Source organism: Bacillus sp. FSL W7-1085 (genome assembly GCF_038595035.1).
GTDB lineage: Bacteria > Bacillota > Bacilli > Bacillales > Bacillaceae > Bacillus > Bacillus altitudinis.
On record NZ_CP152000.1, the window covers coordinates 2,065,123 to 2,090,551 of the forward strand.

Sequence of the window (25,429 nt, forward strand, 5' to 3'; positions counted from 1 at the left end):
GTTAAGGGAGTTCAAGCTTGACCGATTTTTTCGAGAGGACAAGATAATACGAAACAAGAAGAACGGCAATACTTAACCAAAACGTCACGTAGCCGATCTCATTTGAATAGGCAGAAAGCATAGAATAACGCGGCATCATTCCAAATACATAATCAATCACATCATTATGTAAAATCCATATACCTGCTACAACCAAATGACGCATGTGAAAACGATAATACGGCGCAAATAACACAGCCTGTACCGCCATCGCAAAGTGCGAACCAATTAGCATATATCCTTCCCACGGAAAATCATCAACAGAAACGAGCACGAAAAGATTCATCCCTACAGCCCATAATCCATATTTGATCAAGGTGACAAGGGCCAGTGCTTCAAAATAAGGAGCATGGCGTTTCATTAGAAAGGCTAGTAATACAAATAAAAAGAAAAAGCTTGCCGTCGGACTGTCCGGTACAAAAGGTAAAAAGACAGCCGGCGTCTCTACGAGCTGCGGAATATACCAGTAATAGCCGTACGCAGTGCCAAGAAAGTTGACAATGAGCACGAGCACAAGCATGTAGCGTGTGGCTAGCAGATATTGAATCCATCTCATATTTCTCTTCACTCACGATCTGTTAAAATCAGAAAAAAGCTGACAGCGCCAGCTTTTTTCTCCTTTTGAGTATATCCTTGTACTTGCATTTAAACAACTGAATTATTTAGATTTTACCTCAGATAAATATTTCGAGAGCTTTTCAAGTTCTTCATCGCTGCCTTTAAAAATGCCCTTAGGCATGTTGCCTTTTCCTTCTACAGCGATTTTCGCTATTTCCTCTGGTGCTAAACCATTATCAACAAGTGACGGTCCAGCTGCCCCGCCTTGCATATTATCTCCGTGACAGGAGATACATGTCTGCTCTTGATAGATTTTATACTCTTCAGCTGAGGTATCAATCTCTGCTTCTTTCTTGATTTCACCTTGCTTCGCTGCTGCTTCCCAGTCATGAGTAGCAACAGACTCCCATGTTAAATAGGTTGCTGCACCAACTGCAAGAATCATCATTCCAACTGCAATTGGTCTTCGATATGGCCTGCGTTCAGGACCAGAATCAAGAAATGGTGCGAGTAAAAGAGCACCAAACGCAATTCCAGGCATAATCATTGCGCCAACCACTGTATAGCTCCCTGCAGCAAACTCATATTTTAACAACTGGTATAAAAATAAGAAATACCAGTCTGGCAGCGGAATATAGCCCGTATCTGTCGGATCAGCCATCCGCTCAAGCGGAGGTGCATGAACAACAGTTAGGACAAGAAATCCAATTAAAAAAACAGCACCTACAAGCCATTCCTTTAAAAGAAAGTTCGGCCAAAAGGCTTCGGTTTTTCCCGGATATTCGGAATAGTCTTTAGGTATGTTAGGTTTTCTTTCTGCCGGTATTCTGGAATCTCCGACAAACTTCATCCCTTTTCCCCTATGCAAAGTCATCCCCTCCTCATTGAACATTCATCAAACGCAAAATTTTACAGCGGTCCAGAAATTCCTTGCTTACGAATCATAATAAAGTGGGCAGCCATCAGCCCAAATAATGCAGCTGGCAAGAAAAAGACATGGATAGCGAAAAATCTCGTCAGCGTTTGTGCACCTACAATGTCAGGATGACCTGCAAGCAGCGTTTTAATCTCTTTCCCAATGAAAGGTGTCGCCTCTGCAATTTGAAGACCAACCTTCGTCGCAAATAGCGCCTTCATATCCCACGGTAAAAGATATCCTGTAAAACCAAGTCCAAGCATCACAAAGAAAATGAGCACACCGACAATCCAGTTTAGCTCTCTAGGCTTTTTATACGCCCCTTGGAAAAAGACCCTCAGCGTATGTAAAAACATCATAACAATGACTAGACTCGCACCCCAGTGGTGCATCCCTCTTACAATCTGTCCAAATGCCACTTCATTTTGCAAATAATAGACAGATTCCCATGCGTTTTTAATATCCGGTACATAATACATCGTTAAAAACATGCCCGAAAGGACTTGAATGACCGTCACAAAAAAAGTTAAACCGCCAAAACAATACACAAAAGCAGAGAAATGATGTGCTGGATTGACGTGCTCAGGCACTTCATGATCCGCAATGTCTCTCCATATCGGTGTGATGTCCAGCCGCTCATCTACCCAATCGTAAATCTTGTTAAGCATCGTTACCCTTCCCCTTTCGGCACAGCTTTTCCAAGATAGAGGTATCCGTCCTTCACTTGCTGCTTATAATGGTCAAGCGGAGCAAGCGGCGGAGTTCCGGGTACGTTTGTACCATCCTTGTCGTACAGCCCATAATGGCATGGGCAGAAAAATTTGTTTGGATTTTTCGGATCACTGTTCCAGTTCACTGTACATCCTAAATGTTTACAGATTGGCGATAAAGCGACAATTTCATCCCCTTCTTTGTACACCCATGCAGACCTAGATTCCTTTGACTCATACCATGCATCTACTTGATCAATTTTAAAGTCAAATCGCTTCGGTTCTTTTGTCAGTTCATCTACACTGACAACTTGAACCATATCCTGATCCTCTGTTCCTTTTAGCACAGGGTCAAGCGCAAAGCGAACCATAGGCATGAGCATTCCAGCGGCCATAAATCCCCCCACGCCGGTCAACGTGTAATTCAAAAATTGACGCCTGGACACTCCATGTCTCTTCTCGCTCATTTTTTTCTCCCCCCCTCAGGTCGTCAGCTACTTTATAACTGAATTAGAAAAAATTTCATAAAACTAGGACACCCTCATAATATATCAATCTATTCACAAGGTCAACAGCCTAAAAAGCTATGTACAATGCAAATGTAAGGGTTTTTATGACGGGTTCCATTTTTGTAACAAAAAGTTCAAAATTTGTTCTACACTGTCTTGAATGACTTTTTGCTTTAAATTGACCTTTAAATGCTCAAGCGGAACAGACTGCAATATAAATGCCGATTCGCTCACTTCTAGCTGTTCTTTCCATTTGTTATCAGATGTGATAAACACAACATGCTGAAAATGTTCTTGCAATGATTGTTTTAGTGCAAGTATGTCTTCTTGCTTACGATTATTTACTTCTAAATATGTATATGGAGGAAAAAGAAACACTCTGCCTTTCAGTTGCCTTTCAAGATCCTCTGCCACAAGCATTGTAAACTCACCTAAAGACACGGTTTGTTTGATATGGCTTGCATTTATCCCAACTAATGGAATGATAGCGGTATCAATGTAATCTTTAGATTGTAAAAAGAGATCCGCGTCCTCCGCCTGAAACTTCATCTAGTTCCCCTCTTTCATCACATAAGCCCTGCCTGTATAGGGCAAGGCTTATTGGCTTGGTTTATGATAATAGGCTTAATTCTTTTGCTAACTTATTAAATGTTTCTTGATCATGACGGTCAAGCGCTTCATCGATTTCTTTCATCAGCCGTTCTTTTTGGAAAGTAGCGATAGAATGCTCTAGCACTTTCTCAGCAAGATCTTTATCTTTTTCATTTTCATAAAGATCTTTAGGAATATGAGGATTTGTTTCAAGTACAGCGGCATATTCCGGCGAACGATATGCAGAACGGAAATTCAATTGAATAAACAAATCTTGCTGTTTATTCAAACGAATATCATGAAATGATTTTTCTGCATCTGTCGTCATGATATTTTCTTTATAAAATCTAAAGGGAACTTCATCCACACAGTGTGTTGACATAATAATTCCCCTTGGGCAAAATTCTGCTTGCTCTACAAAATGAACCTTTTCCATCAAAGAGTCGTGACTCATTAAATAATTTAATATCCAAACACACTCTCTTCGCTTTAACTGATAATGGTTTAAGAACCACCGGATAAATTCCTTCTTTTCATTGACAGAAACAGGGGTCTGCATGTTATTCCCTCCTCTATCGTAAATTAAATTTCTATACATGAATTATTCAACAAACCAGTTCTTCATTCCTGCAAACTATAAGGAAATTTCGTCTTCAATTCTTAAAATCGTTTCTTCAATTTCTTCATTCGTGCCATCTTTCTGAAGAACTTTTCGTAATAACGGCAAGGCTTCTTTTTGTCTACCTTCTTCTAAAAGGAACGAAGCATATTCATATAAAAAGTCACGTTCCTCATCAAAATCAGGCAGAGCAAGTTTGAAATACTCAGCGGCTTCATCGTATTCTTCTCGTCCGACAGAAGCAGAAGCAGCATACCAATTCCATTTTGGATCTTCTTCCCCAAAGCTTTTAACCTCTTTAATCACATCCAGAATTTCATCAAACAGCTCTTCATTTAAATAGATCGCAAGCAGCGTTTGAACCGCTTCAATATATCCTGGATCAAGAGCAAGTGCTTCTTGAAGCAATTTTTTCGCATCTTCCGAATGGCCATTTTTTAAATCAATCTTTGCCCCATATAAATATAACTCTTTGTTATACTCATCCACTTTAATTCCTTCTTTTACTATCTCTAAAGCTTCATGATATAGTCCTTCTTCCTCATAGCTTTTGGCTAAAGGCATATAAAGTGACGAATACGAAGGATCAATATCTTTTAGTTCAGAGAGCTGCTGAATAGCCGTTTTCGTTCTGCCAGCCCTCATCGCTGTAAATCCGTAGCCAAAAAGTGTATTTGGATCCACTTGATCCTTTACAGCCTTTTCATACCATTCAAGGGCATCTTCAAATTCTCCAGCTGTGCTTAATGATTCAGCGAGCCGCTGATATACATTGACACCACCAATTTCATTTTGTTGATCGGCCACTTTGTAGAAATAGTCGGACGCTTTCTTTGAAAGACCTTGAGAAAAATACAATTCCCCTAAAGCAAAATCAATGACGGCTTCATGAGGTAGTAACTCTTTCGCTTTTAAAAGCTTTTGTTCACTAACTTCAAATAGTCCTTGCATTTGATACAAATCTGCCATTAACAATAAACTCTCTGGATACGCATCGTCATCTTCAGGAATCGTTTCAAGAACTGCTATTGCCTTCTCTTCTTCATCAGAGTCTATTAACAGCTCTGCATAAAAACAGGTTAATCCTGTTTCTTCTGGATATAAATCATGTAAATCACTAATGAGATTCCGTGCTTTATCAATATCTCCCCAGTCATAATATAACTGAGCTGCCTGCACTTTTTCTTCATCATGAAGATGCTTCTCTGCTTGAGCAAGTGTTTGGAGTCCCTTTTCAGTCTCACCCGCCTCAACTAATTTTATGGCTTCTTGTAATGAACTATTCAAATCAAACCGTTCCTTTCTGTTTCCAAAAACCTAAACTGTTGTTACTTCATATCATAATCGACAGCTGCATATCCAGCAAATATGTTGCTCTTTTAACATGAAGCCATTTTTGTGTTTTGAAGACTCTTTTTCAATCAATACTTTACTAAACTGATGATTTGTAAACCGAATACGCTAAAAAATTGTTTTTGAATCAGCAAAATGCTCTTTTTCAAGGTTTCACCTTGAGACAAGCTATGCTATAGTTCTTTCAAATATGCAAAAGGAAAGAAAAAGCCTGAGGAAATCCTCAGACTGTTTGCGTTAAGTATTCAATGTGTTCAAAGAAATTTGGGTAAGATACACGTACTGCATCTGTATCTTCAATCTCGATTGCTTGCTCTGTTATACATGCCGCAATTCCTAACATCATACCAATTCGATGATCTCCGTAGCTTGAGACGACTGCGCCGCCTTTAAGGCTCGTTTTACCATGAATCTTCATTCCATCATCTGTTGCTTCAATATGAGCACCTAGTTTTTTAAGTTCTGAAACGACTGTATCAATCCGATTGGTTTCTTTCACTTTTAATTCAGCGGCATCTTTAATGATCGTTGTTCCTTCTGCTTGAGTAGCTAGGAGCGCAATAATAGGAATTTCGTCGATGAGTCTAGAGATCATATCACCTGAAATGTCGATCCCTTTTAATGAAGAGGTAGAGATCGTTAAATCACCGTACGGTTCTCCGCCTTTAGCATCCACTTCTTGAATGTCGAGGTCTGCACCCATTTGTTTTAGCACATCTATAATACCAGTTCTCGTTTTGTTCAAACCGACATTTCTCAATACAATCCGGCTGTTTGGAACGATAGATCCAGCCACTAAGAAAAATGCAGCTGAAGAAATATCTCCAGGGACAAATACATCTGTTGCTTTTAACGTTTGTCCACCTTCAATTGAAACACTTTGTGCATCTTCATGTAGCGAGACACCAAACATTGATAACATTCTTTCGGTATGGTCTCTTGATTTATGCGGTTCAGTTAACGTCGTTGTTCCTTCTGCCTGCAGTCCAGCTAGAAGGACAGCCGACTTAATCTGGGCACTGGCAACTGGAGACTCATAAGAGATAGCTTTTAAATTACCCCCACGTATAGAAAGCGGTGTATACTCGCCATTTGCTCTACCATCGATCTTGGCTCCTAATTGTCTTAACGGACCTGTTACCCGTTTCATCGGTCTTTTGGCAATACTTTCGTCTCCGATCAGCGTACTGTGGAACTCACAGCCAGCCAAGATTCCCATCATTAAACGAATGGTCGTGCCAGAGTTACCAACATCGAGAATATCGCTCGGCTCTTTAAGTCCTTTTAGTCCCTTACCATGAATGACAACATCTGTACCTTTTTGTTCGATGTCGACACCCATCTTTCTAAAACAATCAATCGTGCTTAAACAATCAGCGCCAGGAAGAAAGTTTTTTACTACTGTAGTCCCATCAGCAATAGCGCCAAACATCACAGATCTATGAGAAATGGATTTATCTCCTGGAATATGAATTTCTCCATTCATAGGAGCACTTTTATGAATTTTCATGTTCCTCACCTCAATCAGCATAAAATGTATCGTAATTTGCTCTATTTTTTATACAGAGTTCTGCCCGCTTTCGATCGTCATCTGTTTGAAAACTAATGCGTAAAATCCCGTTAATGTCTTCTCGCGTTTCAATAATACGGATATTTGTAATACTGATGTTTTCATTTGCTAGATATCCTGTAATTTCCGAAATAACACCAGGATGATCCGGCACATCGACATAAAGATCATAAAAAGCAGGGATCGCTCCTTTTTTCCTCAGAGGCAGGCCGTCGCGATATTCCTTGGCCTCTTGGAAATAAGAGAATAACCCCTCAGCATCTTCTTGTTGCACAAAGGATTCAATGCGGTCAATCTCTTTTTTCCATTCATGAAATCGGTCTAAAATCTTGTTTTTATTGTGCAAAAGGATATCGCGCCACATTGCAGGATTACTTGATGCAATACGGGTAATATCTCGAAAGCCTCCAGCAGCAAACCGTTTTACAAGAGGAAATTCTTCTTCAAAATGATGCGCTTGATGCACAAGACTGGCAGCGACGATGTGTGGAAAGTGACTAATCACACTTGTCACAGCATCATGTTCTTCGGGTGTCATTTCAATGAAATGAGCATTGGTTCCCTTCAGTAGATCCTTCAAACGGTCAACAGCCTGACGACTTGTTACTTTTGCTGGCGTTAAAATGTAGAATGCATTTTCAAATAAAAAGTCTTTTGCTGCAATGACACCTGACTTATGAGACCCTGCCATCGGATGCCCGCCAATAAATTGGTAATGATCAGGCAACGTTTTTTCAGCAAAGTGAACGACCTTTTGCTTTGTGCTCCCTACATCCGTAATCGTGAGCTCTCTTTCAATACCAGATGCTGCAATATCACTTAACATTTTGACGGTTTGTTGTACTGGCGTTGCCAAAATAATCGTTGCTGATGCTTTTAAGCCTTCCATCAAGGACTCGGCAGTCGCGTCGATGATTCCTAGTTTTGTTGCAGCAATCATTTGTTCTTTAGAGACATCATAGCCTACAATTTTTTTATGTGGAAATTCTTTTTTTATCGACAGTGCAATAGAACCACCAATTAAACCAAGCCCAGCGATTAATATGGTTTCGTTTGCTTCATTCATGTTCATCACCTGATTTTTCGCGTAAATTAAACAAGCTGTTTCAATAGCTTATATGTATATTGGATGAGTTACAACGAAAGCCATATCCCATAAACAGGATATGACTTCATTGTTATGCTACGCACGAATGCCTTGTAATAAATCGGCAAGTGTAGTTAGGATTTCTTCATTTTGCTCCTTTGTTCCAACAGTAATACGTAAAGAAGTTGGGAATCCGAGAGCTTGACCAGATCGAACGATATAGCCCTTTTTCAAAAGTGCATTGAACAGCTCATCTGCATCTCTTTTAAAATCAATCAGCACAAAGTTTGTTTGAGATGGATAGATAAATAATCCAAAACGGTCTGCAAAATCTTGATATTGTTTGAGACCTGCTTCATTTTTTTGTCTGCACGATTGAATGAAGTCTTGATCTTTAATGGCTGCACGTGCAGCTGCCTGAGCGATACGACTTGTATTAAAGGGCTCTCTCGCAGGTTCAATGGCGGTAATCAACTCCTCTGAGGCAACCCCATAACCTACTCGAAGTGCCGCAAGTCCATATGCTTTAGAGAACGTGCGCAGTACAATGACATTTTGATAGGCTTTTAATAGAGATAAACTGTTCGGAAAGTCTTCCGCGCGAACATATTCAAAATATGCTTCATCTAGAACGACAAGCACGTGAGCAGGCACTTGATCTAAAAACGATACGAGCTCAGACTCTGACAAATGATTTCCTGTCGGATTGTTGGGGTTACACACCCAAACGACTTTTGTGTTGTCATCCATCGCATCCAGCATTCCCTTTAGATCATGAGCTCCACCATTTAGAAGTGGTACTTCTCTAATCTCTGCATGCTCAATTACTGCATTGTGACGGTATTGCGGGAATGACGGAGATGGGATCACCGTATTTGTATGTTGATCAAGGAATGCCCTAGCAATAATTTGCACAAGTTCATCTGAGCCATTCCCGAATATTAATTGTTTTTCATTTACTTGAAGAAACTCAGCAAGTTCCGTTCTTAAACTTGCGCTGTATCCGTCTGGATAAATCGCTAAATGTTCAAGTTCAGCTTGTATGGCCTCTCTTGCATGTGTGGAACATCCAAAAGGGTTTTCATTTGAAGCCAATTTCACAATTTTGTCTAATTGATATTCTTTTTTGACCTCTTCAATTGGTTTCCCAGGTTGATACGGTTTTAGCTGTTTTAATTGATCTTTGATTTGCAAAATGTTTCACCTCATTTGAATGAATAGAGGGGACTAAATGTTTTTGCATATGTTTCAAATTCTCTTAAAGCCTCTTGGCGTGTATCACTTGCTACTAATTGTTCTTGAAGCTCTTCAATTTTTTTGACAAGCGCACTGCCAACAACGACACCATCACTCATTTTATTCATTGAGTCTACTTGTTCTCTTGTTGAAATACCAAAACCTACAGCAACTGGTATTTGACTAAGCTGTTTTACTTGTTGAATAAAATCTGTAATCGATGCGTCGAAAGATTGTCTGACACCTGTGACGCCGAGAGATGAAACACAATACACAAAACCTTCTGCCTGCTCTACAATTTTTTCTAATCGTTCCTTGCTTGTTGGTGCAACGAGTGATATATATGAAATGTCGTGTGCTTGACAGTTCTTCTGCAGCTCGCTGCTCTCTTCAAAAGGCAAGTCGGGTGTTAAGAGTCCCGAAATATGATTTTTGCGCAGTAAAGCGAAAAAGTATTCTGTGTCTAATTGTAACACAGGATTATAATACGTAAATAGAATTACAGGAATTTTTACGCCGTTTTTTTTCATCTTTCCTGCTAATTCTATCGCTTTTACAATATTCATACCATGATGAAGTGCTCTTTTAGAAGCTCTTTGAATGACAGGGCCGTCCGCTAACGGATCGGAATACGGAACACCTAGTTCAATCGCATGTGCCCCTGCTGCTTGAAGCGCGAGGGCTAAATCAATGGTAATCTCTTCTGATGGATCACCCGCTGTAATAAATGGAATAAATAATTTCTGACCTTGCTCTAATTGAAATGTGATCATATTGTTTCACCCTCACTTTCAAGCACATTCATTAATGTATGCACGTCCTTATCTCCTCTGCCTGACAAGCAGACAAGAACAATGTCGTCTTCACTCATGTTCTGGCTCATTTCAAACGCTTTTGCTAAAGCATGTGCAGATTCGATCGCTGGCAGGATTCCTTCTTTTTCTGTGAGCAGCTTTAACGCATCTAGTGCTTCTTGATCTGTCGCACTCACATATTGAACCCGGCCGCTCGCGTGCAAATACGCATGCTCTGGCCCGATCCCCGGATAGTCTAATCCAGCTGAAATCGAATAAGGCTCAATAATTTGACCAAATTCGTCTTGGATCAAGTATGTCAAAGATCCATGTATGACACCTTTTGTCCCTTTCGTGATGGTCGCTGCATGAAGCGGAGTGTCGATTCCTTTCCCAGCAGCTTCTACACCAATGATATCGACCTCTTCATCTAAGAACGCCCGGTACATCCCTATCGCATTGCTCCCTCCGCCAACACAGGCAACGACTTTATGAGGAAGCTGCCCTTCCTTTTCAAGTATCTGCGCTTTTGCCTCATCTCCGATCATCCGCTGAAATTCACTAACGATTTGAGGATACGGATGAGGTCCAACGACTGAGCCGATCATATAAAAGTGGTCACTGCAATGCTGGACCCAATAGCGGATGGCTTCATTGGTTGCATCCTTTAATGTTCCGTTCCCGCTTGTGACAGGTATAACTTCAGCGCCGAGCAGTTTCATTCGGAACACATTGAGTGATTGTCTTTCCACATCTTCTTTTCCCATAAATACAGTGCAGGATAAACCGAATTTTGCGGCCACTGTTGCAGCAGCTACACCGTGCTGACCTGCTCCTGTTTCGGCGATGATATTTGATTTCCCCATTTTTTTTGCTAGCAGTGCCTGCCCAAGCGCATTGTTAATTTTATGAGCGCCTGTATGGTTTAAATCTTCTCTTTTTAAATAGATTTTAGCACCGCCGAGATATGCCGATAATTGATCAGCGTATGTGAGTGCAGTTGGTCTGCCTGAATAGTTTTTCAAAAGCGATATATATTCCTTTTGAAAAGCAGGGTCTTCTTTTAATTCACAAAAAGCTTGTTCGATCTCTTCTAGTGGCTGCATGAGCGTTTCAGGAACGAATTTCCCTCCAAATTCTCCATATCTGCCAATCTCATTTGGATATGCGTACATGGTTCAACATCCTTTCTTCGAGCACTTTCATCTTTGTACTGCTTTTCTTCCCGTTTTCTTCTATACCGCTTGAAAGGTCTATGGCGTCTGGACCAAAAGCAAGCAGATCTATTATGGTATCTGGCGTGATCCCGCCAGCAATGGCGCAAGTTTTTCCCAGTTGTTTTGCATGCTGAACATATGAAGGCACCGCCTCCCATGCAAAAGCTGTTCCAGAACCGCCTCTCATTCCTTTCACTTTCGCATCAATGAGAAAACCGTCGACACTTGGAGCAAATGCCGTCATATGTTCAAGTGTGTCGTTTACATCGGGCTCGTGATGGAACACTTTCCAAACGAGCGCCTTCGTTTGCTGTTTGATGTCATTTGCAACTTCTGGCGTCTCATCGCCATGAAGCTGCACAATATCTAAGGGTAGGTGGTTTGTGATCTCGCACACTTTTGGTGTTTTTTCATTCACAAATACCCCCACTATCTCTTTTTTGCATTTTACTTGTGACAGCCAGTGTTTCACTTGATCTGGATCAACTCGTCTTTTACTCGGCGCAAAAATAAAACCGATGGCATCCGCTTGAGATTGCGAGATGCATGCGACATCCTCTTGTGAGACAGCCCCGCAATATTTTAAGTAAGGCTTACTTTTCTTCATTCTCCGAACAATGCCTGAACGGCTTTCTCCTGTGATTGTTCCCTCATTAAAGATTCACCAACAAGAACGGCATTTGCTCCGTGCTGTTTCACAAAGGTCAGATCATCAAATGTCTTTATCCCGCTTTCACTTACTAGTAATACGTCTTTTGGAACAAGCGGCGCAATCTCTTTTGTTTGTTCAACAGTTGTTGTAAACGTATTGAGATTCCGGTTGTTCACACCGATAATCTCAGGAGTGAATAGGTGTAAGATCTTTTCTAGTGTATGTGCTGCATGTACTTCAACGAGGACATCCAGTCCTTTTTCTTTCGCTTCTGTATAGAGCTCATACAGCTTTTGCGGCTCAAGCACCTCTCCAATTAATAAAATGGCATCTGCCCCTATCCGTTTCGATTCTTCTACTTGTATAGAGTCAATAATGAAATCTTTTCTTAAAATAGGACGTGTGATGTGTTCTTTAATAAGAGACAAATATTCGTTTTTCCCTTGGAAAAACGGTTCATCCGTTAAGACAGATAAACAATCTGCATTTGATGCTTCGTATGCTTTTGCTGTCTGTAAAGGATCAAAATGAGGCTGAATGATTCCTTTGGAAGGAGACGCTTTTTTCACCTCAGCAATCAGTCCGATCGAGCGGTGAGGATTCATAAGGGCTTCTTTAAATGATTGTCTTTCATAATGTCCTTCCTCAGGTAATTGCAAGGTCTGCACATGTTCTTTTTTACGGGCGATAATTTGATTAAGCATAGATCTCTTCCTCTTTCGTTTTTTGTTTTAGACGGGCTAATTGTTCTTTAGCTGATCCGTTTTTGATCGTTTCTAATGCTTTCATTGTGCCTGCCATCAGACTCTCTGCTTTTCCTGCCACATATAATGCGGCCCCAGCATTAAGCGCTGTAATATGAAGCGGTGCTCCACCCGCTTGATAATTCAATATATTCTGAATCAATTTGGCGCTTTCTTCGGGTGATTGAACCTGAATGTCTGATAAATGCCCTTTTTCAAGTCCGAAGTCTTCTGGGTTTAACGTATATTCTGTCATGACACCTTTTTTGAGTTCAATGATGTATGAATTTGCTGTAATGGTTAATTCATCCAGCCCATCATCTCCGCAAACAAACAGGACATGTTCTGGCTCTAAAGGAGCAAGAGCTTCCGCCATGAGCTTTGCCTTTTCCTTTGCATACACACCGATGATTTGCTTTTTGGCCTGCATCGGGTGGCAAAGCGGTCCTAATAAGTTAAATACTGTCCGAAATCCGAGCTGCTTGCGTACGGCGGCTACTTGTTTCATAGAAGAATGATAGAGCGGTGCAAATAAAAAGCCCATGTTTTTCTGCTGTATTTGCCGTCTTGTTTCTTCAGGTGTGGATTGAATTTGAATACCAAGACATTCTAGCACGTCAGCACTCCCGCTTTTAGAGGAGACGGAACGATTTCCGTGCTTGGCGATTTTCGCCCCAGCAGCCGAAGCAACGATGGCAGCGGCTGTTGATATATTAAATGTTGATAAACCGTCGCCTCCTGTCCCGCACGTATCAACGACATCAAGTGACCTTTCTACTGGTGCTGCATGCTGCCTCATGGCTTTCACGAAGCCTGTCATTTCTTCGGCGGTTTCTCCTCGATGCGCTAAAATAGATAGACTAGCAGCGACTTCAGCATCTGTTAACGAGCCGCTCATCATATCATGCATCAGGCCATTCGCTTCTTTTTCTGATAGTTTTCCTCCATTAACAAGAGCTGATAGTCGTTGATTCATTTGGCACACTCTCCTTTTCTGAGAAAATATGTTCAGCAAGCTGAATGGCTTTTAGAAGTGCTCCTGCCTTATTACACGTCTCTTCCCATTCGTTTTCTGGAACGGAATCAGCGACAATGCCGGCACCTGCTTGTATAGAAGCAGTCTGATGTTTGACGCTCATTGTGCGAATGGTAATACAGGAATCGATATTGCCGTCGAAACCAATATAGGCAATACAGCCGCCATACGTCTCTCTTGGCTCAGGCTCCATTTCGTTTAATAATTGCATCGCCCTAATTTTGGGGGCGCCTGTCAATGTGCCTGCTGGAAAAGCGGACATAAGTGCGTCTACTGGATGTGTATCCTGCTTCAGCTTCCCTGTCACAATAGAAATAATGTGCATGACGTGCGAAAAATTCACGACTTTTGTAAAAGTTGGGACAGACACACTGCCGTATTCTGCCACACGTCCCACATCATTTCGAGCCAGATCCACCAGCATGTAATGTTCTGCTTTTTCTTTTTCATCATCGAGCAACTCTCTTGCTAGTGCATCATCTTCTTCTTTTGTCATTCCTCGTTTTCTTGTACCAGCAATTGGATGGATTTCTAAGTGTCCGTTTTTCGCATGGATTAATCGTTCTGGCGAGCTTCCGACTAAGTCTCGATCTTTTAATTTCATAAAATACATATACGGTGATGGATTGACGATCCGAAGCACACGATATAATTCAAATGAGCTCACTGTCACTGGAATGTCAAAACGCTGAGAAAGTACACCCTGGAAGATATCACCCGCTCGAATAAACTCCTTGATTTTTTCGACATCCTTTAAAAATTTTGCTTTTTCATAGGTAGACGTCACCTGTTCAAACGAAGGGGGTTCATTCATATTCCCTGAGATAATCAGTTCTTTCATATCAATTTTTGTATGAAGCTGCTGTATCATCAGTTCAAGCTGCTTTTGATTTTCTCGATAAACCAGAATTTTTTCTTCCTCTGTTTCATGACCGTTCAGCTGCGTGTACTGAATAAAATGAACTTGGTTTGTTTCGTGATCAAATGCGATCATTGTTTGGCAAACAAATAATGTGCAATTATCTGTTGTTGATGCATTCGGATGCGGCTTGACAGACGGCTCAATGTTTGGAATGAGGTCGTAACTTAAGTACCCTACGGCTCCGCCAGTAAATGGGATATCAATTTCAGGTGTCTTGATTTGATATTGCTCTTTCATCCAGTCAAGCAACTCTTTCAGCTCCGCTTTTTGCATCACTGACTTTCCCGCAGCGTCACGAGCAATATAATGGTCTTGCTCGTCATGTAATGTTAAAAAAGGATGTAATCCGATAAAGGAATATCTCGACCAGCTAGAAGATTCGTCTTTGCTTTCTAGCAAATACACAATATCCTGTTTCAGTTTCTCAACAATTTGAATGGGTGAGAGCGTATCAACTGTAATGGTTTCAACAATCGGGATGGTTTTGTAAAACTGACTGTCTCTTAAAAATTGGGTAAGATTTGATTGGGATTTCATAAGCACACTCCTTAAATGGATTTAAGGAGAATGAGGGGACATCTTGAGGATTTGTTTGAGTATACGAAATAAGCCTAAAAGAGGCTTCGCTCTTTTAGGCAGTATGATTAAATAGAAGTATCGTATCTCTGCTCAACTCTACTCATCTCAACTACCCTAGTCTCATTCTCATCTTCTCTAAGCTTGCAATGCCGTTCACACCTGTGTGTAAACTTCGGCTGTTCATATCGTATTATAATTCCTTGTTTTTTGTCAACTGTAAATCAGGCCGAAGCGTGACAGCCTCTTCCAAGTATACGTGCTGGATGTCTTCCTGCTTGACATCTGTCTGAACGGTCATTAAAACGCGAATACACTTCTTTAGACCTCCATCAATGTCAAGCTCTTGCATACAAGTGACAGGCACATAGGTCCATCCTTCAAACTGCCTGAGTGCTTTTGCTGGAAAAACAGAGTGAATATCTTGTGTAGCTGAAATCAAGATCTGCACGACACGCTCTGGATCTACTTGATTTTTTGAAATGATCGCTTCTAGCAGCTGCTTCGTTTTGGTTAACACTTCTGTTTCTGTATCTTCTGTCACAGTTGTAGCCCCGCGTATCCCGCGAAACATCATAGACAGCCCTCCTCCCGTTTCCATTCTTCGAGCCAGTGATACAGCTCATCTTTTGTGAAAGATTGCAGGGTGACGTCTCCAACTTGTTTTAGCAAAACAAACTGAACACTCCCGCCTCTTGCCTTCTTATCACCAATCATGCGATCGACAAATGTTTTGGTTGAAATCGTTTGTGTGACTTGTACTGGGAACCCTAGTTCTTTCATCCACAATTTAAGTTTCTCACGATCTAGGCTGAGTCCTTGCTCTTTTTCACTGACATATAAAGCAAACTGCATGCCAATTGCAATGGCATCTCCATGCGTGATCGCACCGTATCCATACTCCGCTTCAATGGCATGCCCTAGTGTATGACCTAAATTCAAGTATGCCCGCACACCTTGTTCTTTTTCATCTTCTTGAACAATGGATGCTTTCACTTGAATCCCTTGATAAAGCATATGTGCCAGTTCATCCTTTGATAATTCTGTCAACGAACGAATGGACATCAGTTCTGATAAAAAGACTTCACTTGAAATCAGTGCATGTTTTATCACTTCTGCAAAGCCTGATCTCAGCTCTATTGGTGAGAGTGTCTCTAGCATACTTGTATCATAGATGACAGCAGCCGGTTGATGAAACGCACCAATTAAATTTTTGCCGAGCGGATGATTGATTCCGGTTTTTCCGCCGACTGCACTATCATGTGCAAGCAGTGTGGTCGGTACTTGAATAAAATCAATGCCTCTCATATAAGTGGCAGCAGCAAAGCCAGCCAAGTCTCCAATCACCCCGCCGCCTAATGCAATGATACATGAGGATCGGTCTAGTTGAAATTGGATGGCTTTCGTATGAATCTGCTCAAACTGCGCAAAAGATTTTGATTGTTCTCCGTTTGGCACCACTACTTTTTGTACAGACCATTTCTGTTTAAGTAATTGAACCATTTCATCTCCATAAAGGGCATCGACGGCTGAATCTGTCACGATAAAGAGCTTCGTGTAGGATCGCCCAGTGGAAGTAATCAAGTCTACGATATTTTGTCTAATCCCATCACCGATATATACAGGATAATTGGCTGAAGACGTCTTCACTTCCAGTGTTTTCATTAAAACTCCCTCTGAAGCTGGCGCATTTTGTCCACATTTTCTTTAATGCGGTCAATTTGATCAAGACCAAACTGCTCAACCACTGCATTGGCGATTTCCCATGCAACGACTGCTTCTGCTACAACACTTGCGGCTGGAACAGCACAGCTGTCAGAACGCTCAATACTTGCAGAGAAAGGTTCTTTTGTCTCAATATCCACGCTTTGCAATGGTTTGTATAAGGTTGGGATTGGTTTCATAACCCCTCTTACGACGATTGGCATGCCAGTTGACATTCCGCCTTCAAGACCACCTAAACGGTTTGTTTTTCTCGTATAGCCTTTTTCTTCATCCCAGATGATTTCATCATGAACTTCACTGCCATTTTTAGAAGCAGCCTCAAAGCCAATACCGAATTCAACTCCTTTAAAAGCGTTGATACTCAGTACTGCGCCCGCAAGCTTGCTATCCAGTTTGCGGTCATAGTGCACATAGCTGCCGACTCCAACTGGCATCCCTTCAACGATGACTTCGACAATACCACCAATTGAATCGCCGTTTTTCTTCGCTTCGTCAATGGCATCCATCATTTTTTGACCAGCTTCACTGTCATAGCAGCGAACAGGTGATTCTTCTGTTACTTTTTGCAAATCTTCAATAGATTCATAAGCGGTATGGGAAGCTTTTACTCCACCAATTTCAAGGACGTGACCAGCCACTTTGATTCCAAGGTGAGCCAAAATTTGTTTCGCTACTGCACCTGCTGCTACACGAACCGTTGTCTCGCGTGCTGATGAGCGCTCTAATACGTTTCTCATATCACGGTGACCATATTTAATCGCACCATTTAAATCCGCATGCCCTGGTCTTGGACGAGAGATTTGACGCTTCATTTCACTCTCTTCTTCTTCAGTAATTGGCTCTGCACCCATGACCTTTGTCCAGTGCTTCCAATCATTATTTTCAACAACAAGTGCAATAGGAGAACCTAATGTTTTCCCGTGGCGGACACCACTTAACACTTTCGCTTGGTCTTTTTCAATCTGCATTCTTCTTCCGCGGCCATGACCTTTTTGTCTTCTAGCCAGTTCATAATTGATGTCATCCTGCTCTATGTAAAGTCCCGCTGGAACTCCTTCAATAATTGTGGTCAGTTGTGGACCATGTGATTCACCTGCTGTTAAGTACCTCATGACTTATTCTCCCTTCATCGCATTAACGCTTTTAAGTAAAACTATGATAACACACTTCCTACTAAAAAGTCAGCTACTACCCCTTCTTTTGATAAAAGAAAGTATCAGCAGAGGTTAATCCAAACTTTTCTGGGTGAAAAATTTGTTCTGTAGAACCAACAAATAATACGCCGTTTTGCTTTAAACTGCTGCTCATTTTTAAGTAAATTTCTTCTTTCGCCTCTTCTGTAAAGTAGATGAGGACATTTCTGCACACGATGAGATCCAGCTGTTTTTCATATGGATCTGCTAAAAGGTTGTGTTTCTTAAATTGAATGTGCTTTCGAATCTCATCCTTCACCGTGTAAAATGAAGAATCTTCTTTGGTGAAATATTTTTGCTTGATTTGATCTGGCACCTCTTGCAAAGATCGTTCATGATATCTTCCTTTTTGCGCAGATTGCAGGACTTTATCATCTATATCCGTTGCAATAATTTGGAAGTCCTTCACAAGCGGATGGCTTGATAGCAACATTGAGAGTGTATACGGTTCTTCTCCAGTTGAGCAAGCTGCACTCCATATTTTTAGGGTGCCGCTGTTTTTTGAAAGCAGCGGCAGGATTTTTTGATCAAGTACTTCCCAGCGCTGATAATTTCGGTAAAATTCTGACACATTGATCGTCATTCGATCCATCGTTTCATCTAATAGCGCTTTGTCCTTTTCAAGAGCAGACGCAAATGCCTCAAAATCTTTATATCCTTTTTTATCATAAAGAGATGTTAATCTTCGTTTCATTTGTGCTTCTTTATATAAATTCAGATCTACCCCAGTTAGTTTTTTCCATTTTCCAACAAATACTTGATACTGATCCATCAATGTCCTCTCCTGTCTCATCTATCTTTGTCCTAGTATAGCTGTTTTTATCATAAATTTGTATCATCTCATGCGAAAATTCGGATAGAAATCTCAATATAAAAAAGCCAAAGTGATCATTTGATGAACACTTTGGCTTGAACATTAATAAATCCAGCTTGAGATCGTTTGATCCCAGTTTGTCAGTTCTTCTTGTTTGAAGAAAAGGTTGATTTCTCTTTCGGCACTTTCTGGTGAGTCTGAGCCATGGATAATGTTTTTGCCAACAGTTAATCCATAGTCGCCTCTTATTGTTCCTGGAAGCGCTTCCTTCGGATTTGTCTTTCCAATTATCTGCCTTGTTACGTCTACGACTTGTTCACCTTGCCATACCATCGCAAATACAGGTCCTGACGTAATAAAGTCAACCAATTCACCGAAAAATGGTTTTTCTTTATGCTCTCCGTAATGTGTTTCTGCTACTTCTTTTGGAATGCTCATGAGCTTTGCTCCAACAAGCTGAAGCCCCTTTTTTTCGAATCTTGACACAATTTCACCGATTAATTGTCTTTCCACACCATCAGGTTTGACCATAAGAAATGTTTTGTCCATATACGTTTTCCACCCCGTCGTTATGTATGTATAGGCTTACATTGTTACAAAGTGATCGTATCATTTTTTTTTATAATAATCAATTTTTGACAAAAAATTTCACAAAAAAACCAATCAACGAAACGTTGATCAGAATTTTCTTTTACCAATATATTTTGCAATCGACGCTAATGAAGATTTAGCCCGCCCACGCGGAAGTTGATCGAGCTGTTCAAATGCTTTTTTCAAATACATTTCACTCACTCGAATGGAACGGTCGATCGCATCTGTTTGTTTGAGATGTTCAATCACAGGTTTCAGCTGCTTTTCCGTCGTTTCACTATTGATCAGCTTCAACTGACCTTCTAACGTCGGGTTCTGAAGCGCATATAAAACGGGAAGAGTGACATTTCCTTGTAAAAGGTCCCCACCAACAGGTTTACCTAATTCTTCTTCAGTTGCTGTAAAATCAAGGACATCATCAATGATCTGGTACGACATACCAACATAGTACCCAAACCAGTAAAGGGCTTTATGTGTTTTTTCATCTGTTCCAGCTGCAATCGCACCTAATTGGCAGCTACCTGCAATAAGCAAGGCTGTTTTTCGTTTAATTCTTCTTAAATATGTACGAAGGTTTTGGTCCATGTTGTATTTATCTTTGACTTGTTCTATTTCCCCAAGACAGAGCTCGACGACCATTTTTGACAAAATTTCATGTGCCATTGGGTGATTGATTTTCGTCATGTACTCGAGTGACCTTGCAAATAAGTAATCCCCCGTGTACATCGCAATTCTGTTGTCCCATTTTGCTTTAATCGTCGGTTTTCCTCTTCTTAGTTCTGCATCATCAATGACATCGTCATGGACAAGTGATGCCATGTGGATTAATTCAAGCGCTACGGCTACATATTTAATTTTATTAATATCATAGTCACCAAACATGCCTGAAAGGAGAACAAAAACGGGGCGGATTCGTTTTCCGCCCGCTTGCAGCAAATGAAGACCGGCTTCACTTAATAATGCATAATCAGAGCGAACGGTTTGTTCAAGCTCTTTTTCAATTATATCGATATCATGATTTAGAAAAGAAATCATTGCTTTTAGTTTCATTATTTTCACCCAAATATCGTTTATTCAAAGCTTCTTTCCGATATGTGTTGCTGCTACACCGCCTGTAAATGGATGATACGAGACATCAGACAGACCGGCCTCTTCAAAAAGAGACGCCAGTTCTTTCATGCCAGGGAACGTTTTGGCTGATTCTTGAAGCCATGAATACTCCTGATAGCTTTTGGCAAACAGCTTGCCAAAGAGCGGCATGATGTATTTGAAATAGACATAATATCCTTGTTTAAACCCAATCATCTCAGGCTGTGATGTTTCAAGGCAGACAACCATTCCACCGGGTTTTACCACTCGTGTCATTTCCTTTAGCACTGTTAAGTAATCAGGGACATTTCGAAGGCCAAAACCGATTGTGACATAATCAAATGAGTTGTCCTCAAAAGGAAGCTCCATTGCATTGCCGTGGAGCAGCTCAATTTGATTGTAGCCGCCTGTTTTCACCTTCGTTTCGCCAACACTCAGCATATTTTTACTGAAGTCAAGGCCTTTGACCTCGCCTGTTTCTCCAACAGCGTCTGCAAGTGCAATCGTCCAATCGGCAGTTCCGCAACATACATCTAGCGCTTTGGCTCCTTTTTGAACATTCATGAGCTTCATTGTTTTATCGCGCCATTTTTTATGCTGTTTAAAGCTAATGACAGAGTTCATTTGGTCATAGTTTTTATAAATTTTTTCAAATACACCGTGTACTCGCTGTTCTTTTGATTGCTGCATGACTTACCCTTCTTCCACTTTCTGATGGTACGCAGGTTCATTTTTCATATGATCCAAGCGATTTAATAGCTCTTTTTGAACGATCGGAGATGAAACTAGATGCTCCTTGATTGATCGTTTGGCCTTTTCATAGCCTTCACTTTCAAAGTTGTCAAAACATGTATAGGCGTCCGTATAGCTATCGTTCAAAAAAAGTTTTAAATGTTTGTCGTCTTCTGCTTGTTTCATAAAACGTTTATAAACAAGGAAGCGACTTGCAATTTCATTCCAATGCGTCAATTGAAAGTGCTCAGAAATTCTTTGGAATAGCGCAGATTCTACTGTAGCAACACTTTTATAAAAGTGGGCTGCATCTTGAATGGATCGATCATATAGTCTAATTTTATGTTCATTAATCTCTTTGATCGCCGTGGCGAGAGTACGGATCATGTAAATATCTTTCATGTCAGAGAGAAGAGAGTAATAGAGACCGCTGAAATAGTCTCCTGCTAGGATGGTCAACTGACGATTTTTGAACTCGTCTTGTTTGATGGCTGCAGCAGTTGTGACTTCGTCATGGGTATCAAGGGCAATTTGCACAAGCATCGCCGTTAAAATATAATTTTCTTTTTTCTCAGCATCGATTTGAGCTTCATCAAACATTGCATGAAAAAGAAGGAGCTTATCTTCATCGATGAGCGGCGCACGCAAATGCTTCGCCAAATAAGGATGAGAAAGCTTTTTGTTTAATTTTATATTCAGATTAGATAAAATTCCGTAGATGTCTTGCAAAGATATCACCCTTGTCCCAAAAATTACAGTTTCATATGTAGCTCTCTACATTGTATAGAGATTTATTATACCATATCAGGCCTGACTTTCATGCTATCAAGTGCATAGTCGTGCGTTATTTCTTTGCTTCGCTTTGAATTTCACCGAAGCTTGTTTGAATGACAGCATCGCCTCGCACTTTGATGGCTGATGTGTGCTCAGTAAATTGTGCGATAATGACTTCACCTTTATCGAGCTTTTCGGAATGGTGAAATCTTGTATCGGAACCTCTAGTTAAGCCGATCACATTGACACCATTATCAATGGCTTTAATCACCACAAAATCAGATGCTTTATTTTCACTCAATCTGTTCACCTTCCATCTATGGATTAGTCGTTTTTAATAAATGAAAGCACTTCTGCTCTTGCTGCCGCATCATTTGCAAATGTACCGCGTACGGCTGAAGTGACGGTTTTAGCGCCGGGTTTCTTCACTCCGCGCATCGTCATACACATATGCTCTGCTTCAACGACAATCATCACACCATGTGGATTTAAAGTTTCCACCATACTATCTGCAATCGTTGATGTAATGCGCTCCTGAAGCTGCGGGCGCTTTGCCACGGCTTCTACTGCTCTCGCCAGCTTGCTGAGTCCCGTTACTTTTCCGCCGCGCGGAATATAAGCGACATGGGCTTTGCCATAGAATGGCACAAGATGGTGTTCACACATTGAATGAAAAGCAATATCTTTCACAAGAACAAGTTCTTCATGATCTTCACCAAAAATGGTTTTAAAATGTTCTTTTGGATCTTCATTTAATCCCGAGAACACTTCTTCATACATTTTTGCTACTCGTTTTGGGGTATCAAGAAGTCCCTCACGATCTGGATCTTCTCCGATTGCTTTTAATATATCGCGTACCGCGTGTTCGATTAATTCTTTATTTATTTCACTCATGTATTATATCCTCCAAAGGCGATTACATTTCATTCAGATTCTAGCACACTTCAGATCCTAAAAGCAAAGGAGAGCGTTCTAAACAAACCATTTGATTCAAAAGGAAAAGCCCCTTATCAAAGGGGCTTTTCTAGACCAGTGTGAAACTGTATATGTATAACTCCTTCAATAGGATCATTACACATAACGATTATTTACCTGCCACCGCGTCTTTAAGTGCTTTACCTGGTTTGAAAGCAGGTACTTTGCTTGCAGGGATTTCGATCTCTGCACCAGTTTGTGGGTTACGTCCTTTACGAGCTGAACGCTCACGTACTTCAAAGTTACCAAAACCAATAAGTTGGATTTTGTCACCATTTTTAAGTGCATCTAAAATTGTATCAAAAACAGAATCAACTGCTTTTGTCGCGTCTTTTTTAGATAACTCGCTTGCTTCAGCAACCGCGTTAATAAGTTCTGTCTTGTTCATGCCTTTCACCTCCTCCCAAAAATATGCATTCAATAGATTGTTATCATTTCTTCACAATTCATCTTCTTTCTATACACTTTTTTTGAAAAAAAGAGCGTCTAGAAAGCGTCATACATGGCTTTTCATTAGAAAACTTCTCTTTGAAGGAATGTTTGTCCAACAAAGTGAAGATTTTCTGTAAGTAGATTAACACATATGAAATACCATATCAAGCATTTTAAAGGGAAGAATCCTTATTCGTCAAGGATTAAGGGCACTTTTGCGAACGAATATTCCTAATTTCAGCCTGAATCTGACTAATCTTTATACAATTGTCTTTTTATGACTTCACCTGCACGCAAAAAAAGACCCCCATCAATGAGAGGTCTCACATCCTATAGAATAATCGCGATCAGACCGCCTGATCCTTCGTTAATAATTCGTTCAAGCGTTTCCTTTAGTTTATACCTTGCATTTTCCGGCATCAGCGAGAGTTTTGCTTGAATGCCTTCTCTGACAAGCGAGCTGAGTGAGCGTCCAAATATATCGGAATTCCAGATAGAAAGCGGATCATCCTCAAAGTCTTGCATTAAGTATCGGACGAGCTCTTCACTTTGTTTTTCTGTTCCGATAATCGGCGCAAACTCACTTTCTACATCTACCTTAATCATATGAATAGATGGCGCGACTGCTTTTAATCTGACGCCGAATCTTGATCCTTGCCTAATGATTTCCGGCTCATCTAAACTCATATCCGACAAAGCTGGTGCCGCAATTCCATAACCAGTCTGCTTCACCATTTTTAAAGCGTCAGACACTTGATCATACTCCGTTTTCGCATGTGCAAAATCTTGCATGAGCTCAAGAAGGTGATCTTTGCCCCTAATTTCCACACCAACCACTTCTTTTAGGATATGATCATATAGATCATCCGGCGCATACAGATCAATTTCTGCGATCCCTTGACCCATTTCAATGCCTGCTAAGCCCGCTCTTTCGATAAAATCGAATTCACTGAACTGACCTACCACTCGGTCAACATCTCTTAATCTCTTAATATCCTTGACGGTTTCTTTCACTGAATCCTGATAACTCTCTCTTAGCCAATGATCTTCTTTTAGTACCATGACCCAGCTTGGCAGGTTCACATTCACCTCAAGCACTGGGAATTCATATAATGCTTCACGAAGTACACTGAGGACGTCTTGTTCTCTCATACTTTCGACACTCATCGCGAGTACAGGAATATCATATTTTTGACTAAGTTCCTGCCGCAGTGCTTCTGTTTCAGGGTGATAAGGTCTCACAGAGTTGATCACCATAATAAACGGCTTTCCAACTTCTTTGAGTTCGTCAATGACACGTTCTTCTGATTCAATATAGTCATGTCTTGGGATTTCCCCAATTGATCCATCTGTTGTAATCACAACACCAATGGTTGAATGCTCTTGAATGACCTTGCGTGTACCAATTTCCGCAGCTTCATGAAACGGGATTGGCTCTTCATACCACGGCGTATTAATCATTCTCGGACCATTTTCATCTTCATACCCGCGTGCACCAGGCACGGTGTAGCCTACACAATCGACAAGCCTAATGTTGACATCCAGGCCATCACTCACGTGAATGGATGCCGCTTGATTTGGCACAAATTTTGGCTCTGTGGTCATAATGGTTTTTCCTGCTGCGCTTTGCGGCAATTCATCCTGTGCTCTTGCACGGTCTGCCTCATTATTGATATTCGGGAGCACCACGAGCTCCATAAACTTTTTAATAAACGTAGATTTCCCTGTACGAACAGCTCCAACGACTCCTAAATATATATCGCCTCCTGTTCGTTCAGCGATATCCTTGAAAATATCGACTTTTTCCAAGTGATCCCCTCCCGGACTTGCTATCCTCGTTTTCAAATAAAATACTCTATACTTCAATCAAACGGTGCTTGAAAGGTGTCAGGACAATATATGTGTATGACGTTGTCCTATTTGAATATGACACCTTTTTTGTTTTGAGAGTATGTTTAGCCATAAAAAAACCTTTC

The 25,429-nt window shown here is 40.9% G+C and carries 28 protein-coding genes; all 28 read right to left on the reverse strand.

From position 1 onward, the window contains the following. Position 1: 1 nt before the first annotated feature. Positions 2-595 carry a DUF1405 domain-containing protein gene (locus MKY11_RS10500; protein ID WP_007500909.1) on the reverse strand — a complete coding sequence of 198 codons (594 nt, stop codon included), beginning with the start codon at positions 593-595 and terminating at the stop codon, positions 2-4. Positions 596-697: 102 nt separating this feature from the next. Further along, on the reverse strand, positions 698-1,465 hold the full coding sequence (locus tag MKY11_RS10505; protein ID WP_008344567.1) for a menaquinol-cytochrome c reductase cytochrome b/c subunit: 768 nt from the start codon (positions 1,463-1,465) through the stop codon (positions 698-700). Between the two features lie 41 nt (positions 1,466-1,506). Continuing rightward, on the reverse strand, positions 1,507-2,181 hold the full coding sequence (gene qcrB / locus MKY11_RS10510) for a menaquinol-cytochrome c reductase cytochrome b subunit (RefSeq protein ID WP_003215804.1): 675 nt from the start codon (positions 2,179-2,181) through the stop codon (positions 1,507-1,509). A 2-nt stretch (positions 2,182-2,183) separates the two neighbouring features. Next, on the reverse strand, positions 2,184-2,690 hold the full coding sequence (locus MKY11_RS10515) for a ubiquinol-cytochrome c reductase iron-sulfur subunit (protein WP_007500911.1): 507 nt from the start codon (positions 2,688-2,690) through the stop codon (positions 2,184-2,186). A gap of 144 nt (positions 2,691-2,834) precedes the next feature. Continuing rightward, positions 2,835-3,281 carry a YpiF family protein gene (locus tag MKY11_RS10520; RefSeq protein ID WP_024718515.1) on the reverse strand — a complete coding sequence of 149 codons (447 nt, stop codon included), beginning with the start codon at positions 3,279-3,281 and terminating at the stop codon, positions 2,835-2,837. Positions 3,282-3,342: 61 nt separating this feature from the next. Then, positions 3,343-3,882 carry a ReoY family proteolytic degradation factor gene (locus tag MKY11_RS10525; RefSeq protein ID WP_008344562.1) on the reverse strand — a complete coding sequence of 180 codons (540 nt, stop codon included), beginning with the start codon at positions 3,880-3,882 and terminating at the stop codon, positions 3,343-3,345. Between the two features lie 75 nt (positions 3,883-3,957). Beyond that, positions 3,958-5,229, reverse strand: coding sequence for a tetratricopeptide repeat protein (locus MKY11_RS10530; protein ID WP_342501397.1), 1,272 nt, complete (start codon positions 5,227-5,229; stop codon positions 3,958-3,960). A gap of 289 nt (positions 5,230-5,518) precedes the next feature. Continuing rightward, the gene (gene aroA / locus MKY11_RS10535) at positions 5,519-6,805 is read right to left on the reverse strand and encodes a 3-phosphoshikimate 1-carboxyvinyltransferase (RefSeq protein WP_024718513.1); all 1,287 of its coding nucleotides are present in this window, start codon (positions 6,803-6,805) and stop codon (positions 5,519-5,521) included. Between the two features lie 10 nt (positions 6,806-6,815). Further along, complete coding sequence (locus tag MKY11_RS10540) at positions 6,816-7,931, reverse strand: prephenate dehydrogenase (RefSeq protein ID WP_045034315.1); 1,116 nt, start codon at positions 7,929-7,931, stop codon at positions 6,816-6,818. Between the two features lie 117 nt (positions 7,932-8,048). Next, positions 8,049-9,146 carry a histidinol-phosphate transaminase gene (hisC, locus tag MKY11_RS10545; RefSeq protein ID WP_024718511.1) on the reverse strand — a complete coding sequence of 366 codons (1,098 nt, stop codon included), beginning with the start codon at positions 9,144-9,146 and terminating at the stop codon, positions 8,049-8,051. Between the two features lie 11 nt (positions 9,147-9,157). Next, positions 9,158-9,961, reverse strand: coding sequence for a tryptophan synthase subunit alpha (gene trpA / locus MKY11_RS10550; RefSeq protein ID WP_017359752.1), 804 nt, complete (start codon positions 9,959-9,961; stop codon positions 9,158-9,160). Further along, on the reverse strand, positions 9,958-11,157 hold the full coding sequence (gene trpB / locus MKY11_RS10555; protein ID WP_342501398.1) for a tryptophan synthase subunit beta: 1,200 nt from the start codon (positions 11,155-11,157) through the stop codon (positions 9,958-9,960). The genes trpA and trpB overlap by 4 nt, the downstream gene beginning before the upstream one ends. Then, the gene (locus MKY11_RS10560; RefSeq protein WP_342501399.1) at positions 11,138-11,806 is read right to left on the reverse strand and encodes a phosphoribosylanthranilate isomerase; all 669 of its coding nucleotides are present in this window, start codon (positions 11,804-11,806) and stop codon (positions 11,138-11,140) included. Before MKY11_RS10560 ends, trpB begins: the two co-directional genes overlap by 20 nt. Continuing rightward, positions 11,803-12,555 carry an indole-3-glycerol phosphate synthase TrpC gene (gene trpC / locus MKY11_RS10565; protein WP_024718509.1) on the reverse strand — a complete coding sequence of 251 codons (753 nt, stop codon included), beginning with the start codon at positions 12,553-12,555 and terminating at the stop codon, positions 11,803-11,805. Before trpC ends, MKY11_RS10560 begins: the two co-directional genes overlap by 4 nt. Further along, the gene (trpD, locus tag MKY11_RS10570) at positions 12,548-13,570 is read right to left on the reverse strand and encodes an anthranilate phosphoribosyltransferase (RefSeq protein ID WP_113767077.1); all 1,023 of its coding nucleotides are present in this window, start codon (positions 13,568-13,570) and stop codon (positions 12,548-12,550) included. Before trpD ends, trpC begins: the two co-directional genes overlap by 8 nt. Next, positions 13,542-15,089 carry an anthranilate synthase component I gene (trpE, locus tag MKY11_RS10575; RefSeq protein ID WP_342501400.1) on the reverse strand — a complete coding sequence of 516 codons (1,548 nt, stop codon included), beginning with the start codon at positions 15,087-15,089 and terminating at the stop codon, positions 13,542-13,544. Before trpE ends, trpD begins: the two co-directional genes overlap by 29 nt. 232 nt (positions 15,090-15,321) lie before the next feature. Then, entirely contained in the window at positions 15,322-15,705 is a 384-nt protein-coding gene (gene aroH, locus MKY11_RS10580) for a chorismate mutase (RefSeq protein ID WP_008344549.1), read from the reverse strand. Continuing rightward, a complete protein-coding gene (aroB, locus tag MKY11_RS10585; protein ID WP_342501401.1) occupies positions 15,702-16,793 on the reverse strand; it encodes a 3-dehydroquinate synthase in 1,092 nt (363 codons plus the stop codon). The genes aroH and aroB overlap by 4 nt, the downstream gene beginning before the upstream one ends. After that, the gene (gene aroC / locus MKY11_RS10590) at positions 16,793-17,965 is read right to left on the reverse strand and encodes a chorismate synthase (RefSeq protein WP_007500947.1); all 1,173 of its coding nucleotides are present in this window, start codon (positions 17,963-17,965) and stop codon (positions 16,793-16,795) included. The genes aroB and aroC overlap by 1 nt, the downstream gene beginning before the upstream one ends. 76 nt (positions 17,966-18,041) lie before the next feature. Next, positions 18,042-18,818, reverse strand: a complete 777-nt coding sequence (locus tag MKY11_RS10595) for a protein-glutamate O-methyltransferase CheR (RefSeq protein ID WP_008344547.1) — start codon at positions 18,816-18,818, stop codon at positions 18,042-18,044. A gap of 144 nt (positions 18,819-18,962) precedes the next feature. Continuing rightward, a complete protein-coding gene (ndk, locus tag MKY11_RS10600) occupies positions 18,963-19,409 on the reverse strand; it encodes a nucleoside-diphosphate kinase (protein ID WP_003216015.1) in 447 nt (148 codons plus the stop codon). A 129-nt stretch (positions 19,410-19,538) separates the two neighbouring features. Further along, complete coding sequence (gene hepT, locus MKY11_RS10605; protein WP_024718506.1) at positions 19,539-20,501, reverse strand: heptaprenyl diphosphate synthase component II; 963 nt, start codon at positions 20,499-20,501, stop codon at positions 19,539-19,541. A gap of 24 nt (positions 20,502-20,525) precedes the next feature. After that, positions 20,526-21,230 carry a demethylmenaquinone methyltransferase gene (locus MKY11_RS10610; protein WP_007500957.1) on the reverse strand — a complete coding sequence of 235 codons (705 nt, stop codon included), beginning with the start codon at positions 21,228-21,230 and terminating at the stop codon, positions 20,526-20,528. 3 nt (positions 21,231-21,233) lie between these two features. After that, positions 21,234-22,001, reverse strand: coding sequence for a heptaprenyl diphosphate synthase component 1 (locus MKY11_RS10615; protein ID WP_024718505.1), 768 nt, complete (start codon positions 21,999-22,001; stop codon positions 21,234-21,236). Positions 22,002-22,116: 115 nt separating this feature from the next. Continuing rightward, positions 22,117-22,347, reverse strand: coding sequence for a trp RNA-binding attenuation protein MtrB (gene mtrB, locus MKY11_RS10620; RefSeq protein ID WP_008344541.1), 231 nt, complete (start codon positions 22,345-22,347; stop codon positions 22,117-22,119). A gap of 23 nt (positions 22,348-22,370) precedes the next feature. Further along, entirely contained in the window at positions 22,371-22,940 is a 570-nt protein-coding gene (gene folE, locus MKY11_RS10625) for a GTP cyclohydrolase I FolE (protein WP_003215789.1), read from the reverse strand. Between the two features lie 190 nt (positions 22,941-23,130). Next, on the reverse strand, positions 23,131-23,409 hold the full coding sequence (gene hbs, locus MKY11_RS10630) for a non-specific DNA-binding protein Hbs (RefSeq protein WP_003215863.1): 279 nt from the start codon (positions 23,407-23,409) through the stop codon (positions 23,131-23,133). A gap of 374 nt (positions 23,410-23,783) precedes the next feature. Continuing rightward, positions 23,784-25,262 (reverse strand): stage IV sporulation protein A, encoded by a 1,479-nt coding sequence (spoIVA, locus tag MKY11_RS10635; RefSeq protein ID WP_008344534.1) that lies wholly within the window; start codon positions 25,260-25,262, stop codon positions 23,784-23,786. Between the last annotated feature and the right edge of the window lie 167 nt (positions 25,263-25,429).

What these genes read in the sequence shown, in the direction of transcription:
- MKY11_RS10500 (WP_007500909.1), bottom strand. Translation starts at nt 595, where the DNA reads ATGAGATGGATTCAATATCTGCTAGCCACACGCTACATGCTTGTGCTC.
- qcrB (WP_003215804.1), bottom strand. Translation starts at nt 2,181, where the DNA reads ATGCTTAACAAGATTTACGATTGGGTAGATGAGCGGCTGGACATCACA.
- MKY11_RS10515 (WP_007500911.1), bottom strand. Translation starts at nt 2,690, where the DNA reads ATGAGCGAGAAGAGACATGGAGTGTCCAGGCGTCAATTTTTGAATTAC.
- MKY11_RS10520 (WP_024718515.1), bottom strand. Translation starts at nt 3,281, where the DNA reads ATGAAGTTTCAGGCGGAGGACGCGGATCTCTTTTTACAATCTAAAGAT.
- MKY11_RS10525 (WP_008344562.1), bottom strand. Translation starts at nt 3,882, where the DNA reads ATGCAGACCCCTGTTTCTGTCAATGAAAAGAAGGAATTTATCCGGTGG.
- aroA (WP_024718513.1), bottom strand. Translation starts at nt 6,805, where the DNA reads ATGAAAATTCATAAAAGTGCTCCTATGAATGGAGAAATTCATATTCCA.
- MKY11_RS10540 (WP_045034315.1), bottom strand. Translation starts at nt 7,931, where the DNA reads ATGAATGAAGCAAACGAAACCATATTAATCGCTGGGCTTGGTTTAATT.
- trpA (WP_017359752.1), bottom strand. Translation starts at nt 9,961, where the DNA reads ATGATCACATTTCAATTAGAGCAAGGTCAGAAATTATTTATTCCATTT.
- trpB (WP_342501398.1), bottom strand. Translation starts at nt 11,157, where the DNA reads ATGTACGCATATCCAAATGAGATTGGCAGATATGGAGAATTTGGAGGG.
- MKY11_RS10560 (WP_342501399.1), bottom strand. Translation starts at nt 11,806, where the DNA reads ATGAAGAAAAGTAAGCCTTACTTAAAATATTGCGGGGCTGTCTCACAA.
- trpC (WP_024718509.1), bottom strand. Translation starts at nt 12,555, where the DNA reads ATGCTTAATCAAATTATCGCCCGTAAAAAAGAACATGTGCAGACCTTG.
- trpD (WP_113767077.1), bottom strand. Translation starts at nt 13,570, where the DNA reads ATGAATCAACGACTATCAGCTCTTGTTAATGGAGGAAAACTATCAGAA.
- trpE (WP_342501400.1), bottom strand. Translation starts at nt 15,089, where the DNA reads ATGAAATCCCAATCAAATCTTACCCAATTTTTAAGAGACAGTCAGTTT.
- aroH (WP_008344549.1), bottom strand. Translation starts at nt 15,705, where the DNA reads ATGATGTTTCGCGGGATACGCGGGGCTACAACTGTGACAGAAGATACA.
- aroB (WP_342501401.1), bottom strand. Translation starts at nt 16,793, where the DNA reads ATGAAAACACTGGAAGTGAAGACGTCTTCAGCCAATTATCCTGTATAT.
- aroC (WP_007500947.1), bottom strand. Translation starts at nt 17,965, where the DNA reads ATGAGGTACTTAACAGCAGGTGAATCACATGGTCCACAACTGACCACA.
- MKY11_RS10595 (WP_008344547.1), bottom strand. Translation starts at nt 18,818, where the DNA reads ATGGATCAGTATCAAGTATTTGTTGGAAAATGGAAAAAACTAACTGGG.
- ndk (WP_003216015.1), bottom strand. Translation starts at nt 19,409, where the DNA reads ATGGACAAAACATTTCTTATGGTCAAACCTGATGGTGTGGAAAGACAA.
- hepT (WP_024718506.1), bottom strand. Translation starts at nt 20,501, where the DNA reads ATGAAACTAAAAGCAATGATTTCTTTTCTAAATCATGATATCGATATA.
- MKY11_RS10610 (WP_007500957.1), bottom strand. Translation starts at nt 21,230, where the DNA reads ATGCAGCAATCAAAAGAACAGCGAGTACACGGTGTATTTGAAAAAATT.
- folE (WP_003215789.1), bottom strand. Translation starts at nt 22,940, where the DNA reads ATGAGTGAAATAAATAAAGAATTAATCGAACACGCGGTACGCGATATA.
- hbs (WP_003215863.1), bottom strand. Translation starts at nt 23,409, where the DNA reads ATGAACAAGACAGAACTTATTAACGCGGTTGCTGAAGCAAGCGAGTTA.